16 protein-coding genes are annotated in these 14,699 nt (G+C 59.4%); 10 read left to right on the top strand and 6 right to left on the bottom strand.

Features of this window, described 5'->3' with window-relative positions; all coding sequences use genetic code 11:
- Nucleotides 1–112: 112 nt before the first annotated feature.
- From zwf to eda, 3 genes are all read left to right on the top strand, one after another.
- On the top strand, nt 113–1,585 hold the full coding sequence (zwf, locus tag IG617_RS08780; RefSeq protein WP_192108844.1) for a glucose-6-phosphate dehydrogenase: 1,473 nt from the start codon (nt 113–115) through the stop codon (nt 1,583–1,585).
- A 233-nt stretch (nt 1,586–1,818) separates the two neighbouring features.
- Nucleotides 1,819–3,639, top strand: coding sequence for a phosphogluconate dehydratase (gene edd / locus IG617_RS08775; RefSeq protein ID WP_192108843.1), 1,821 nt, complete (start codon nt 1,819–1,821; stop codon nt 3,637–3,639).
- 105 nt (nt 3,640–3,744) lie between these two features.
- Nucleotides 3,745–4,383 carry a bifunctional 4-hydroxy-2-oxoglutarate aldolase/2-dehydro-3-deoxy-phosphogluconate aldolase gene (gene eda / locus IG617_RS08770; RefSeq protein WP_192108842.1) on the top strand — a complete coding sequence of 213 codons (639 nt, stop codon included), beginning with the start codon at nt 3,745–3,747 and terminating at the stop codon, nt 4,381–4,383.
- Between the two features lie 86 nt (nt 4,384–4,469).
- On the opposite strand, the gene IG617_RS08765 is transcribed toward eda, so the two are convergent.
- Complete coding sequence (locus IG617_RS08765) at nt 4,470–5,003, bottom strand: PilZ domain-containing protein (RefSeq protein WP_192108841.1); 534 nt, start codon at nt 5,001–5,003, stop codon at nt 4,470–4,472.
- A gap of 130 nt (nt 5,004–5,133) precedes the next feature.
- Nucleotides 5,134–5,724, bottom strand: coding sequence for a LysE family translocator (locus tag IG617_RS08760; protein WP_192108840.1), 591 nt, complete (start codon nt 5,722–5,724; stop codon nt 5,134–5,136).
- A gap of 186 nt (nt 5,725–5,910) precedes the next feature.
- Here IG617_RS08760 and IG617_RS08755 point away from each other — a divergent pair, with 186 nt between their 5' ends.
- The 5 genes from IG617_RS08755 (at nt 5,911) to IG617_RS08735 (ending at nt 9,790) form a co-directional block, all read left to right on the top strand.
- Nucleotides 5,911–6,708: a delta-class carbonic anhydrase gene (locus tag IG617_RS08755; RefSeq protein WP_192108839.1), complete on the top strand. Its 798-nt coding sequence runs from the start codon at nt 5,911–5,913 to the stop codon at nt 6,706–6,708.
- A 245-nt stretch (nt 6,709–6,953) separates the two neighbouring features.
- Nucleotides 6,954–8,576 carry a glucose-6-phosphate isomerase gene (pgi, locus tag IG617_RS08750; RefSeq protein WP_192108838.1) on the top strand — a complete coding sequence of 541 codons (1,623 nt, stop codon included), beginning with the start codon at nt 6,954–6,956 and terminating at the stop codon, nt 8,574–8,576.
- 265 nt (nt 8,577–8,841) lie between these two features.
- Nucleotides 8,842–9,111, top strand: a complete 270-nt coding sequence (locus tag IG617_RS08745; protein WP_153768342.1) for a glycine zipper domain-containing protein — start codon at nt 8,842–8,844, stop codon at nt 9,109–9,111.
- Nucleotides 9,112–9,170: 59 nt separating this feature from the next.
- Nucleotides 9,171–9,440, top strand: a complete 270-nt coding sequence (locus IG617_RS08740; RefSeq protein WP_192108837.1) for a glycine zipper domain-containing protein — start codon at nt 9,171–9,173, stop codon at nt 9,438–9,440.
- Between the two features lie 74 nt (nt 9,441–9,514).
- Nucleotides 9,515–9,790, top strand: a complete 276-nt coding sequence (locus IG617_RS08735) for a hypothetical protein (RefSeq protein WP_192108836.1) — start codon at nt 9,515–9,517, stop codon at nt 9,788–9,790.
- A gap of 81 nt (nt 9,791–9,871) precedes the next feature.
- On the opposite strand, the gene ald is transcribed toward IG617_RS08735, so the two are convergent.
- Nucleotides 9,872–11,008 carry an alanine dehydrogenase gene (gene ald / locus IG617_RS08730; RefSeq protein WP_192108835.1) on the bottom strand — a complete coding sequence of 379 codons (1,137 nt, stop codon included), beginning with the start codon at nt 11,006–11,008 and terminating at the stop codon, nt 9,872–9,874.
- Between the two features lie 154 nt (nt 11,009–11,162).
- Between ald and IG617_RS08725 the strand changes: the two genes are divergently transcribed.
- A complete protein-coding gene (locus IG617_RS08725) occupies nt 11,163–11,636 on the top strand; it encodes an Lrp/AsnC family transcriptional regulator (protein WP_153768338.1) in 474 nt (157 codons plus the stop codon).
- A gap of 83 nt (nt 11,637–11,719) precedes the next feature.
- On the top strand, nt 11,720–12,595 hold the full coding sequence (locus IG617_RS08720) for an SMP-30/gluconolactonase/LRE family protein (protein ID WP_192108834.1): 876 nt from the start codon (nt 11,720–11,722) through the stop codon (nt 12,593–12,595).
- Between the two features lie 24 nt (nt 12,596–12,619).
- On the opposite strand, the gene IG617_RS08715 is transcribed toward IG617_RS08720, so the two are convergent.
- The 3 genes from IG617_RS08715 to IG617_RS08705 form a co-directional block, all read right to left on the bottom strand.
- The gene (locus tag IG617_RS08715; RefSeq protein ID WP_192108833.1) at nt 12,620–13,222 is read right to left on the bottom strand and encodes a hypothetical protein; all 603 of its coding nucleotides are present in this window, start codon (nt 13,220–13,222) and stop codon (nt 12,620–12,622) included.
- A 116-nt stretch (nt 13,223–13,338) separates the two neighbouring features.
- A complete protein-coding gene (gene trhO, locus IG617_RS08710) occupies nt 13,339–14,121 on the bottom strand; it encodes an oxygen-dependent tRNA uridine(34) hydroxylase TrhO (RefSeq protein ID WP_192108832.1) in 783 nt (260 codons plus the stop codon).
- Nucleotides 14,122–14,245: 124 nt separating this feature from the next.
- Nucleotides 14,246–14,545 (bottom strand): RebB family R body protein, encoded by a 300-nt coding sequence (locus IG617_RS08705; protein ID WP_192108831.1) that lies wholly within the window; start codon nt 14,543–14,545, stop codon nt 14,246–14,248.
- Nucleotides 14,546–14,699: the final 154 nt, after the last annotated feature.

The raw sequence follows: 14,699 nt of genomic DNA, 5'->3' as shown, positions 1-14,699 counted from the left end.
TCGGATCCCGAAAAAAATCAGGATCAAGTTGCAAAAAACATGATCTGCTTGCTGACAGGCTGATTAAACCGATTTAAAAACCCGGAAAGAATTCAAATCAAGGACCGCACGCATGGCAGTACGCGTCATAGAAGTCGATGAGTTCGACTTGGTTGTCTTCGGAGCATCGGGAGACCTTGCCCACCGCAAGCTGATCCCCGCGCTTTACCATCGTTGCTGCGATGGTCAGCTGCCCGAGAACGCCCGGATCATCGCCTCTTCCCGCCGCAAGTACTCCGATGATGACTACAAGGCCTGGGCGCGCGAAGCACTCAGCGAACACGTCGGCGACGTCGACGCGGACGCCCTCGAAGTCTTCCTCGCCCGCCTGCACTATGTCACCATCGACATTGGATCCGGAGAAGGCTGGGATGATCTCAGGACCATCCTGGACGAACGCCCGGATGTCATCCGTGCCTTCTACCTTGCTGTTGGACCGGATCTCTTCGGCACCATCTGCAAGAGCATTGGTGACGCTGGCCTTGTGACCGACAAGACGCGAGTCGTGATTGAAAAGCCGATCGGCAAGGACGGCGCATCTGCCAAGACGCTGAACGACAACGTCGGCGGCGTCTTCGATGAGCACCAGATCTTCCGTATCGACCACTACCTGGGCAAGGAAACGGTGCAGAACCTTATGGCGTTGCGCTTCGCCAATGCGCTCTTCGAGCCGCTTTGGAACGCAGCCCATATCGATCATGTGCAGATCACTGTCGCCGAAGCTCTCGGAACCGGCGGCCGCGCCGGCTACTACGATACGGCTGGCGCCTTGAGAGACATGGTTCAAAACCACATCCTTCAGCTGCTTTGCCTTGTGGCCATGGAACCGCCTGAATCGATGAACGCCGACAGCGTTCGAGATGAAAAGCTCAAGGTCCTGAAAGCCCTCGCCCCGATCACGGAAGCCACGGCGGACAAATTGACCGTGCGCGGACAGTATAAGGCCGGCGCCTCCGCCGGCGGCGCTGTGCCCGGCTACCTCGAAGAACTGGGCCGGGACGACAGCACCACAGAGACGTTTGTCGCGCTGAAAGCCGAGATTGCCAATTGGCGGTGGGCCGGTGTCCCGTTCTATTTGCGGACGGGCAAGAGGCTGGCCCAGCGCGTCTCGGAAATCGTGGTACAGTTCCGTCCGATCCCGCACTCAATCTTCGACGAGGAAGCCGGCACCATTTCGGCCAACAGACTGATCATCCGCCTGCAGCCTGACGAAGGCGTGCAGATGAAAGTGATGATCAAGGACCCTGGTCCCGGCGGCATGCGTCTGCGCGAAGTCCCGCTCGACATGAGCTTCGCCGAGGCCTTCAAGGTCCGCAATCCGGACGCTTACGAACGCCTGATCATGGATGTCATCCGTGGCAACCAGACGCTCTTCATGCGCCGCGATGAAGTGGACGCCGCATGGGCATGGGTCGATCCGATCCTCGCCGCATGGGCCAACTCCAAGGAAACGCCACGCGGCTACACCGCCGGCACCTGGGGACCCTCGGCCTCCATCGCGCTTGTGGAGCGTGACGGCCGCACATGGGCCGAAGACGGACTTTGACAGGCTGCCCGGCCGGCCATGCGTCAGGCCGGGCATTTCCCCAAGATGGGACGTCCGTCGAGATTTGTATTGTTGTGACATTTCAAGGTCATACTGCGATGCGAATTTCAATCGATTGAAAAGAAATGCCAAAGAACCGAGCCCGCTCCCTTCTTTGGTTCAACTCCGCCGTCGACCAACTCGTCACCTGAGGATCATCGACACCCCAAAGCGGACAAGAAGGATGTGAAGACATGACGATCCAAGCACGTATCGGCGAAGTGACCGAACGTATCGCCAGGCGCAGTCATGACAGCCGCTCTATCTACCTCGAGCGCATTCGCGCGGCGGCAGACAAGGGGCCGCAGCGCTCGCGCCTCGCCTGCGGCAACCTGGCCCACGGCTTTGCAGCTTGCGCGCCCGGCGACAAGGCAGCGCTCTCTGGAGATGTTGCCCCGAACCTTGGCATCATCACCGCCTATAACGACATGCTGTCGGCTCATCAGCCCTATGAACGTTATCCGGACTTGATCCGCCAGGCCGCCCACGAGGTCGGCGCGGTGGCTCAGGTCGCTGGCGGGGTGCCGGCCATGTGCGACGGCGTCACCCAGGGCCAGGACGGCATGGAACTGTCGCTCTTCTCGCGCGACATCATCGCCATGTCGGCCGCGGTCGGCCTGTCGCACCAGATGTTCGATGCAGCCGTCTTCATGGGCATCTGCGACAAGATCGTTCCCGGCCTTCTGATTGCCGCCCTGTCGTTTGGGCATCTGCCGGCAATCTTCATCCCGGCCGGGCCAATGACCACGGGCATCTCGAACGATGAGAAAGCCAAGACACGCCAGCTCTACGCTGAGGGCAAGATCGGCCGCGCCGAACTGCTCGAATCTGAATCGAAGTCGTATCACGGCCCAGGCACTTGCACCTTTTACGGCACGGCCAACTCCAATCAGATGCTGATGGAAATCATGGGCCTGCACATGCCCGGAGCGTCTTTCGTCAACCCGGGCACGCCGCTGCGCGAAGCACTGACCCGCGAAGCGGCCAAACGCGCGCTCGCGATCACGGCACTCGGCAATGAATTTACGCCGGTCGGCGAGGTCATTGACGAGAAAGCGGTCGTCAATGGCGTGATTGGCCTTCATGCCACCGGCGGCTCCACCAACCATACGATGCACCTTGTCGCCATGGCCTATGCCGCTGGCATAAAGTTGACCTGGGACGATATTTCCGAGCTTTCGGACGTCGTTCCGCTTCTGGCACGCGTCTACCCGAACGGCAAAGCAGATGTGAACCACTTCCAGGCCGCCGGCGGACTTGGCTTCCTGATCCGTGAACTGCTCAGCGAAGGCTATCTGCATCAGGATGTGAAGACCGTGAACGGCACGGACCTGTCCGGCTACACCGTCGAGGCAGGCCTGGACAGCACCGGCAATGTCGTCCGCACCCCTGTTCCCGAAATCTCGGGAGATGAAAACGTCGTCGCACCTTTCGCGAAAGCGTTTTCACCCAACGGCGGACTCAAGGTGCTGTCAGGCAATCTCGGCAAAGCCGTCATCAAGATCTCCGCGGTCGCCAAGGAGCGCCATGTCATCGAGGCGCCAGCCCGCGTCTTCCATTCCCAGGAGGACTTCCTCGCCGCATTCTCCAACAAGGAATTCACCGGCGATCTGGCAGCCGTCGTGCGCTTCATGGGCCCCAAGGCCTGCGGCATGCCCGAGCTGCACAAGCTGACACCGGCCCTTGGCATTCTACAGGACCGCGGCCACAAGGTGGCCCTGATCACCGATGGCCGCATGTCGGGGGCTTCGGGCAAGATCCCAGCCGCCATTCACTTGACCCCGGAAGCGGCCGATGGCGGCCCGGTGGCCCTCATTCGCGACGGAGACATGATCCGCGTTGATGCGGTCACTGGCGAGCTTACGGTGCTGGTCGAAGACGCAGAGCTCGCGGCCCGTACACCCGCAACCCAGGACATGTCGGCTCATCATGTTGGCGTTGGCCGCGATCTCTTCGCAGCGTTCCGCGCCAATGTGGGAAGCGCCGACACCGGGGCCCATGTCTTTGACGCCTAAACACCGCGACCCACTTGCCATCATCCGGTTCGATGGGGCCGGACGCATTGGCGAATGGCCGCTATAAAGATAGAAACCGGTAAACACCGGAACCGAGGAACGAAAATGCCGCAAAATATTGCCCTGATCGAACGTGTCATGACTGCAGCTCCGGTGATCCCGGTCCTTGTGATCGAAGACCCGGCAAAAGCCGTTCCAATGGCAGAAGCACTTGTGCGCGGCGGCCTTCCCTCCATCGAGATCACCCTGCGCACACCGCGCGCACTGGAAGCCATCAAGCTGGTCGCGGACAATGTGGAAGGCGCTATTCCAGGCGCCGGCACGGTTCTCGATCAGGCACAATACGAAGCGGCCGTTGCTGCCGGCAGCCAGTTCATCGTCTCGCCGGGCGCAACCACGAAACTTCTCGACATTGCCGAACAGAGCGATGTTCCGTTGCTGCCCGGCGCAGCGACGTCCTCCGAGGTCATGGCGCTTTTGGAGCGCGGCTATGAACGTCTCAAGTTCTTCCCGGCTGAACAGGCAGGCGGCGCGTCTTACCTGAAGTCCCTGTCCTCCCCGCTGACCGCAGCCAAATTCTGCCCCACCGGCGGCGTCAGCCTCGAAAAGGCACCAGGTTACCTATCCCTGCCAAATGTTCTTTGCGTTGGCGGGTCCTGGATCGCAGATGCCAAGGCCATTGCAGCTGAAGACTGGGCCGGCATCGAGGAACGCGCCCGCGCTGCAGCTGCCCTGAGTGCCTAAGAAAGGCACTTGGTGAGCGCACGAAACGACAAGAGCCCGGTCAAACGATCGGGCTTTTTCTTTTCATCTGATCAGTGCGGCAGGGTCTAGCCGATGGAGTCCGGGGCATCCCAGAGCAATCGCAGACCGGCAAAACTCGCATTGCGCCATGCAAATTCGCCCAGAACCGGCTTTTCGAAGTTCTTCAGGTTGAGGACCACATCCTCAGGGAGAGTGGTCAGCCCCTTGGCGCTGACCCGGCACCCATTCGGCCCGGCATCAACGATCAGGCCGGAAATCTCGGTGACGCCACCGCGATCCGAGATCGTGACCGGAATGGACACCTGATTGCGTCGTTCACGGCGCTTGTCCTGAACCACGCTTTCCTGTTTTGGAAAAACAACTGAAGCGACATGGCCCTTGACCGCTGTCACGGTGCCGCGAATAAGCTTGGGTTTATCCTCGACCCGGATACCAATATTCTTTCGCAGGTCGTTTGCGTCTTCAGAGGTCAGGCTACAGCCCCATTGGCTGACATTGGACAGGACCGCTTTGACACAGGTGAGATTGTCAAAGTCAATCGCCAGGACGTCAACCTTGGCATCAGGTTTATCCTGCATATGCTCCAAGCCATGGCTCATGATCGACTGCTCTCCTTAACTCGGGCGTTTTTACCAGAGCACGGTTTCCAGTCGTTTAAACTTGGCGTGGTTTTGCGGCTTTTATGACGTTTTATTGAAAGTTTTCGCCTGATCCATCGCCAGCGGCGGCCTAAAGCTCTGCGAGAACGGCAAGAACGACGACCATCAGCATCGAAAGAGCCATCCCGACGTTGATTGCAAAGTGTGTGCGTTCGTTGAGATCCAGGCGGTGCAGATAGATCCCGGCCGCAAGCCAGGCAAGGTGAACAGGAATCCAGATCGCATTGATCATCAAGAACTTGAGCACCGTCTCGGTCATCAGGCTTTCCGGCCAGAAGCCAAATCCCGTGAAAAGCGCCGTGTTGACGGCGTAGGCCTTCGGATTGATGGCCTGTAGCGCCAATCCGCCCAGAATGCCCGGTGGCCGCTCGGAATGAATAAAGGCGATACGTGTTCCCGAAAACGCGATCTTTAACGCCAGATACAGAAGATAAGCCCCCGACGCCCACATCAAGGCGTCACGCACAATCGGGATGGAAAAGACGACCGCAGCCAATCCGGAGACCACAGCCAGGGCAACCATGTTGGTCCCCAGGAACAATCCGATCAGATACCGCAGCCCGGCCGGACGGCCAAAGCCCGAGCCCACACCTGCGATTGAAAGCACGCCAGGTCCGGGCGTTATAAGGAGAAAGAAAACGGCAGCGAGAAAGGTAAGCATAAGCTGGTAATATCGGCCTTTCTTTTAAGGATCAATCAACCTCTCGCGGCAAAAGTGCTTATCCTGCCAAGTGCATCATTTTAGTTGTCTTAATCTCACGCTATCACTTTGTAATCGCGGCGTTGAACCATCAAAGAAAATGCCTTGAGGCTTCAGCGCTGCTGCCCAAGATCGGGAGTTGAACTCATGCATACACTTTTAAATTTTGCCGTCAGCCTGTCGCTTGCCAGTCCATTGTTTTGCGGGAGCGCCATGGCTCAAGAACTGTGCTCGGGATATGGGCCACAGACACCACGCGACATCTCCCAAACCTTCGGCAGCAACACCCGTCTTTTCGCCATGGCTCCCAGTGCAACCAAGCTGAACCTTTGCAACATCCACACCCACACCAACGCAGAACACAAAGGCCCGGACTTCTCGATCTCCGCCGGTTCGGGCGAGCATGGCGGTTACAAGTGCAATGAAAGCGCCAGTCTGACAGCTGCAGAGCTCGCCGAGCCTGAGCACGGCGGCGGTGCCTATCATGGGGTCAAGCCAGGCGACACGATCGAAGTCCACTGGGTCCACAGCTCCTGTGACGTCGAGCCCGGCAAGGGGCTTGGCTCCTGTTTGAGCGACACATGTGCCAATCCGCAGCTGCGTGTCGAGACCCAGGTCTTCCTTGTCGTCAATGACCCGGACGCCCTGAATTTCATGGACTTTTCCTATCAGGGCAACATGTCCAACAGTCTTCACCAGGCCAAAGCCCTGCCGACAGGCACCGGCGAGCCAGTCGTCTTTGCCGGATCGACAACCGGACCAAGCTACACCGAGCAAGCCTGCTCTCCCTTTCAGGTGACCTGGAGCGTGCGGCCCCAGTGCGCCAAACTCGATATCAACTCCCTGAATGTCTGGGCCGCTGTGGGCAACGTCTTCGAGGAAGATCATTCCCATGGCGTTCGTCAGCTTGTGACGGCTCCCGAGCTTCTGGCTCCGATCAACTGACTGCAAACAGGCGAAAGGGCGTGCGCACGTCGCGCCCTTTCCACCTTGACCATCGCGCTCCCGAGACCACCTGGAAGCCTCGCCTGCTCCAAACCAGAGGGGCCATGAGCGGCTCGAATAGCGAGAGTCGCTTCATTTATCGGAACAGCAGCTACAGCCAACCGATCAACCTGTGCTATGCCCTTGCCATGACGGTCGATTTGCTCCAAATCCTCCATTAAATCGTTTTAACGCAGGAGTGCTCCATGGCTCAGTCCTCTCTCTTTGAAAAGCTGGCAGCTCATGCCGCTACATTTGAAGATCGTTCCTTGCGCACCCTGTTTGCTCAGGATCCTGAGCGCTTCGCCAAATTCTCGGTCAAGCAAGACGATCTCCTGATCGACTTCTCCAAGACATTGCTGGACGACACCGCACTTGATCTGCTGATCGAACTGGCGGAGGCGAGCAATGTGCCTCAGCGCCGTGACGCCATGTTCGCCGGCGAGAAAATCAACGAGACCGAAGACCGGGCCGTGCTGCACACAGCCCTGCGCAACCGGTCGGGCGAGCCTGTCATGGTCGACGGCCAAGATGTCATGCCGGACGTTTTCGCCGTTCTGAACGCCATGGCCGATTTCTGCGATGGCATCCGCTCCGGCGACATCGCAGCTGCAAATGGTCAGGCCTTCACGGATGTGGTCAACATCGGCATCGGCGGCTCCGATCTCGGGCCCGTCATGACCACGCTTGCGCTCTCGCCCTATCATGATGGCCCCGCGCTCCACTATGTCTCCAACGTCGACGGCGCACACATTGCCGACACGCTCGCCGAGCTTGATCCCGCCACGACGCTGATCATTGTCGCGTCCAAGACCTTCACCACGATCGAGACCATGACCAACGCCCAAACGGCGCGCCGGTGGATCGCGGAAACCCTGGGCGAGGACGCCGTGGGCGATCATTTCGCCGCGGTCTCGACTGCGCTCGACAAGGTTGCGGCCTTCGGGATCCAGGAAGATCGTGTCTTCGGCTTCTGGGACTGGGTCGGAGGACGCTACTCTGTCTGGTCCGCCATTGGCCTTCCGCTGATGATCGCAATCGGCCCAGATGCCTTCAACGAGTTCCTCGATGGCGCTCATTCGATGGACCAGCATTTCGCCGACGCACCTCTGCGCGAGAATCTTCCGGTGCTCATGGGACTGGTCGGCGTCTGGAACCGGGATGTCCTCGGCCATTCAGCCCGTGCCGTCCTGCCCTATGACCAGCGTCTGGCGCGTTTGCCCGCGTACCTTCAGCAGCTCGACATGGAATCCAACGGCAAACGCGTGAAGCTTTCCGGCGCGCCTGTCGATCAGGAAACGGGTCCGCTGGTATGGGGCGAGCCAGGCACCAATGGTCAGCACGCATTTTACCAGTTGCTGCACCAGGGCACGACCGTCATCCCCTGTGAGTTCATTGTCGCGGCCAAGGGCCACGAGGACGATCTTGCTCATCACCACGAGATGCTGGTTGCCAATTGCCTCGCCCAATCCGAAGCATTGATGCTGGGACGAACGCTCGAGGAAGCCAAGGCGCTCCTGAAGGCGTCCGGCCTGTCTGATGCCGAGGTGGATCGCCTCGCTCCGCACAAGGTCTTTCCGGGAAACCGTCCCTCAGTCACCATCGTCCATGACCAGCTCACACCTTTTGCGCTCGGCCGTTTGATTGCTCTTTACGAGCACAGGGTCTTTGTCGAGGGCACCATCTGGGGCATCAATTCTTTCGACCAGTGGGGCGTGGAACTCGGCAAGGAACTGGCCACCGCGCTCCTGCCGATGGTCAAAGGTGAGGCCAGCGCCGAGGCAAAAGACAGCTCGACGCGTGGCCTCCTGGCGACCTTGACGAGCTGAATCGGCGGCACCGACAGGGCTGTCTCCTTGTTCAATTTGACGAAATCAGGCGCGGGACATCTGTCTTGCGCCTTAATTCGTTCGTTATTCGCAACCATATGCTGTCATCTGTGTTGGAATCGCACATGGTTTATTGCCGTTCTTTGCCAAGGGCTTTACGCTTGGGAACGAATGCAAAATGACCCGGCCCGGATGATTTATCTCATGGACAGGGATGCGGAACAGACGTTTGCATATGAGTGATGTTCACTTGGGAGACTTGGAAATGAAGAAATTGATTGTGGTCGCCGCCTCGGCCCTGCTGCTCGCAGCATGCCAGTCCGACAGCCAGCGCGACCGCGCCCTCGTGGGCGGTGGTCTCGGAGCTGCCACCGGTGCAGCTATCGGCGCAGCAACCGGCAATGGTGTCGGCGGAGCCCTGGTTGGTGCTGCCATTGGCGGTGCCGGCGGTGCGATTGTTGGCTCTGCCACAACCCCGAAAAACTGCGTTGCCTATGACCGCAACGGCAATCCCTACCGCGTAGCTTGCCCATAAGCCAAGTCGCAGGCTGGAGCCCATTAGGCTCCAGCCTCGCTTTATGAGGGAGTATTGTTTTGAAAAAGCTTTTCTTTATCGGGGCGTCTGCCCTTGTTCTGGCCGGCTGTCAGTCCGAAAGCCAGCGTGACCGCGCCCTTGTCGGCGGCGGTCTTGGCGCGGCGACCGGCGCGATTGTCGGCGCAGCCGCTGGCAACGGTGTCGGCCCCGCATTGGCAGGCGCGGCAATCGGCGCGGCCGGTGGCGCCATCATCGGATCGGCAACGGCTCCCAAAGACTGCGTGGCCTACGACCAGTATGGTCGCCCCTATCGCGTCGTCTGCCCGTAAAATCTACAGCCCGACAAGCGCGCTAATCCGCTGTAGACTCAGTTGATTCGAACCCCATCTACGGGAGACCTTGGATGAAGATCACCTTGATTGCGGCTGTGCTTGCCATGTCTTTGGCAGGCTGTGTCACAAACACGGAAAGCCAGCGCGACCGTATGCTCATCGGCGGAGGCCTTGGCGCCGCAACCGGTGCAGTGATCGGCGGAGTCGCAGGCTCGACAGCAGGCGCAGCCCTCGCTGGCGCCGCTCTTGGTGCCGTCGGCGGTGGCCTTGTAGGCATTGTCACCACCCCGAGGAACTGCATTGCCCGGGATCAGGATGGCACGCCTTACAAGGTTAGATGCCCCTGACGCAGAGCTTCAAAACGAAATGCAAAAAAGGGCGAGACCGGTTTCCGGCCTCGCCCTTTTCGTTTGAAACGCGATTGCAGCCTAGGCAGCAGCTGCGTTGGTTGCCTTCAGCGCGGTCGCCGGCTCGACATAGTCATAGCCAAGTGCAACGGCGACGGCTTCGCACGTGATCTGCCCCTTGTGGACATTCAGCCCTGGCAGGAAGAGAGGATCTTCAAGAAGCGCTTTTTCCGCGCCCTTGTCTGCAAGCGCGAGCGCGAAGGGCAAGGTTGCGTTGTTGAGTGCATAGGTCGACGTCCGTGGCACGGCGCCCGGCATGTTGGCGACGCAATAGTGGACGACCTCATCAACAATGTAGGTCGGATCCGAATGGGTCGTCGCCTTCGAGGTTTCAAAGCAACCACCCTGGTCGATCGCCACATCCACCAGAACCGATCCCGGCTTCATCCGCTTGACCATTTCGGCAGTCACCAGCTTCGGCGCTGCTGCGCCTGCCACCAGAACCGCGCCAACGACGACATCCGCTTCCAGCACATACTGCTCGAGAGCCGCCTTGGTGGAATAGACAGTGCGAAGCGACGAACCGAACGTCTTGGACAGATCGTCCAGCACATCCACGGTGCGGTCCAGAACCGTCACATCCGCTCCAAGGCCCAGCGCCATCGTGATCGCATGGGCCCCCACGACGCCGCCGCCGATCACGACCACTTTGCCTGCAGCAACGCCAGGAACGCCGCCGATCAGAACGCCAGATCCACCGGCTTCCTTTTCCAGCGCCTTGGCGCCTGCAATCACGGAGAGCCGGCCGGCAACCTGCGACATGGGTGCGAGCAGCGGCAGACCGCCCCGGGCACCGAGAACCGTTTCGTAAGCGATGCAGGTCGCGCCGGACTTCACCAAGTCGGCAGTCTGGTCTCCATCAGGCGCCAGATGCAGGTAGGTGAAGAGAATGTGGTCAGGACGCAGCATGGCGCGTTCCACTGCCTGCGGCTCTTTCACCTTGACGATCATCTGGGCCACGTCGAAGACCTCGCGCGCAGTCGCCAAAATCGTTGCGCCGACCGCCTCATAGGCGGCGTCATCCGCACCGATCCCGCTCCCGGCCTGGGTCTCGACCCAGACGTCATGGCCATGCGCGATCATCTCACGCACGCTGTCAGGGGTCAGACCAACCCGATACTCATGATTCTTGATTTCTTTCGGCACACCAATACGCATGACTTCCCCTCGCTGGTTTAAGCGGTTGTTATGAGAAAATCATAGTGCAAAAACGACGACATGAGATTGCATGTTAGGCTCACAAGAACACTTTCTTGCAAGATAATTGCGCTAAAATAATAAGTACTCGAATTTTATGCGACGGAGTTGGAATTTGAAACTGGACCGCATCGATCAGAAGATCCTCACCGTCCTGCAGGAGGACGGTCGGATTGCGAACGCCGATCTCGCCGATCAGGTTGGCCTGTCGCCTTCAGCCTGTCTGCGCCGCATGCGCGCGCTGGAGGAGGCCGGCATCATCGACAAATACGTCGCGCTGCTTGATCAGCGCAAACTCGGCCGCAAGATGGACATCTTCGTCGAGATCTCACTCGTCGGGCAATCCAACGAGGTTCTGGAAAATTTCGAGCGGGCAGTCGGCCGCTCCAGCGAAATCATGGAGTGTTTCCTCATGGCCGGGGATGCCGACTATATCCTGCGCGTCACAGCCGCCGATCCAACCGATTTTGAGCGGATCCACCGGGAACACCTGGCGCGCCTGCCGGGCGTCCTCAGGATGAAATCCTCCTTCGCAATCCGGCCGATCGTTCGTAAGACCGCCTTTCCCATGAAGACCGAGACGACTTAGCATTGCGGCCCACAAGCGTGTCGACGCTAGGCATGTTGCAAGCTATAGTCGCCGCCTCTTGCAAATAGTCACCGGAGAAAAAGGTGTCCTTCCAGATTTCCCGTCTCATCGAGCCGACCTACAAGCTTGCCGAATGCCCGACCTGGGACGAGATCAACGGCCGGCTCTTCTGGACCGACATTCAGGGCTGCAGCATCCAGTCCATGGACTGGGAAAGCCGTGAAATCACCACTTACCGGTTTGACAATGAAGTCGGCTCCTTCGGCCTGACAGATGACGGACGTCTCATTGTCAGCGTCTGGGACAAGGTGGTTCTCTTCGACCCCAAGACGGGCACCAGCGAGCCCCTTGCGGAGATCGAGACCGACCTGCCGCAGACCCGCCTGAATGACGGTAAAATCGGTCCCGATGGCGCCTATTGGGTCGGCACGATGGACACCTCCAGCCCACGCGAGCCGATCGCCGGATTGTACCGCGTCAGCGCCAGCGGCGAGGTCGACATGATCCGCAACGAGCTGCAGGTCTCAAACGGCCTGGCGTGGTCCCCGGACGGGTTGTGGATGTATCACTCGGACTCAAGCCCCGGTTGGATCGAAGCCTATAATTTCGATCCGACGACAGGCACGCTCGGCGCCAAGATGCTTTTCGCCCAGCAGACCAATGAGACCGGCCGCCCGGACGGCGCCACGGTGGACGCTGACGGCAACTACTGGAGTGCGGGCGTTTCCGCAGGTCTGCTCAACTGCTTCGCACCGGACGGCAGCTTGACCCATGCGATCGCCCTGCCCGTCCCAAAGCCGACCATGCCATGTTTCTGCGGCCCGGACCTCGACCAGCTGGTCGTGACCAGTCTGCAACCCGGCGGCGAAGGCCCCGAAAGCCTGTCCGGCTCGCTCCTGCTTGTTGAAGGCCACAGCTCCAAGGGCGTTTTGAGCTCAAGGTTCAAAACCGCCCTCTAGACCCCAGAAACGACGAATCCCTGTCTAGCGCTTGCAGTAGGCTTTTCGTGAAACCGGCTGCCAGACGACTTGCTGGTCACGCACTTTGACCTGCCGGGAGACCGTCTTGTAGATGGCAGGTTCGTGGACTTTTTGCCTGCTGGCGGGACGCACCAGGACCTTTTCCTTCACCGTGCCGTAAATGGCAGGTTGGGTGACAGCCACACGCCCGCCCTGCTTCACCAGCACGCGCTCGCTGACCGTCTGATAGATGGCAGGGCGTTTGACCTTGCACAGGATCTTGCGCCCCTTGCGCATCTGATATTCCCAGCCAACGCTGGCAGGCTGAACCTGGACCCTGCGGCTGCGGTGTTCATAGATCGGCGCGACGGTGCGATAGCTGACGCGCTCCGGCTGCACGACGACCCGGCGGCTCTGATAGGCATAGACGGCAGGATGTTCGACAACCCGCGTCGTTGAACGCCGGACCAGAACCCGTTCCTGAACAGTCTGATAGGCCGCCGGCACAACGGCCTGCTCGTAACATTGCAACGCCTTGCCACCGGCACTTGCGCCGCTGGAAACAGCTGCGGCACTCACCGCAACAAGCACCGCAACTCCATATTTGGAAACGACAGTTCGAAACATCGTAACAACCCCCTGTCAGATGGAGGACCTAGCCTCCGCCCTGACCTTAGGGAAAATTAACGATTTGTTAAAGACTGAAGTTCGCGCGGCGGCGAAGACGCCTGTTTGTCGTAGGCCTACTTATCGTAGTCCGTGTCTTCGTTGATGATGTGGCGCGCTTCTTCGGGGATCCACTCACCCCACTTGGGCTGCAGCTGGTGATCGACGGATACCCGGTCGTCAAAGACGAAGCACTCGCCCTTCCACATGCTCTGCTCTTCGGGCACAGTTTCCAGGTAGTTCAGAATGCCGCCTTCGAGGTGGAACACCTCATCGAAGCCCTCCCGTTTCAGCAGGGAAGTTGCCTTTTCACAGCGAATGCCGCCAGTGCAGAACATTGCGACCTTGGGCTTGCTTTCCAGCGCGACCGCTTCGCGCACCCAGTCGGGAAACTCGCGGAATGACTGGGTTTCAGGGTTGAGCGCGTTTTCGAATGTTCCGAACGCAAACTCATAGTCATTGCGCGTGTCGATGACGACCACATCCGGATCGGAGATCAGTTCGTTCCAGTTCTCCGGCTTCACATAGGTGCCGACGATTTCATTCGGGTCGATGCCGTCAACAGCCAGACGAACGATTTCCTGCTTCAGCCGCACCTTCATGCGCTTGAACACATGCCGATCCGACCAGGCCTCCTTGTGCTCCAGCTCAGCAAGGCGCGGGTCACTGCGCAAATGGGCGAGAACTTCACGAACGCCAGCTTCCGGCCCGCAGATCGTGCCGTTGATGCCCTCGCTCGCAAGCAGGATGCTGCCGCGCACATCGCGGTCCTCGCAAAACCTCTTGAGTGGATCCCGCTGGACCTCGTGGTCGTCGAGCGGCGCAAACTTGTAAAGGGCGGCAATCAGGATCTTTGACATACTGGCTGTTCTGATGTGGAAAGCGGGTCTTCGCGCCGCTTATAACGCCACTGCGCCGGGAAAGAGAAGTCCGCATTTTCTCGGATACCCGCCCCGGCGCTCTCAACACCCAAAATCCGTGGGCTCAATGGCCCTTGTTCAAGGCCTTCAGCAGAGCTGCGAGTTCAGCGACTGGATCGGCAGCAGCCGCTACATCTTCCACGACATCAATCGCCGTGTTCGCGAGCCCTTGCACAAGCCCCTCCACCAGCACGGCATCAGCCGCAATGCTTTGGATTTTCTGGTTCGCGACGGCGTTTTCGTAAAGGATCCCGAGGGAGTGGTACATCGACTGGTAGACAGCAGCCATGGACACGGCTGGCGACAAGCCAAGCGCTAGCACGTCGGCATTGACCACATCGGTGGCCGGATTGGGAGCAGGCATGATTCATCCTTCAGGTTTGCCGGTGCTCATCACCGGCGAGCTACGATCGGATTGCCTGCCTGCCAAACAGCCCGTTTATCGCGATCTGCGCCGCGCCTCATGACTGTATCAGCACAGATACTCTACCTGAAGTTGTTAATACTCAGTCAAAACG

The organism is Roseibium polysiphoniae (assembly GCF_014842925.1).
Taxonomy (GTDB): Bacteria; Pseudomonadota; Alphaproteobacteria; order Rhizobiales; family Stappiaceae; genus Roseibium; species Roseibium polysiphoniae.
The sequence above is the reverse complement of the archived record's forward strand: the minus strand, read 5'-3'. Positions and strand labels throughout refer to the sequence as shown.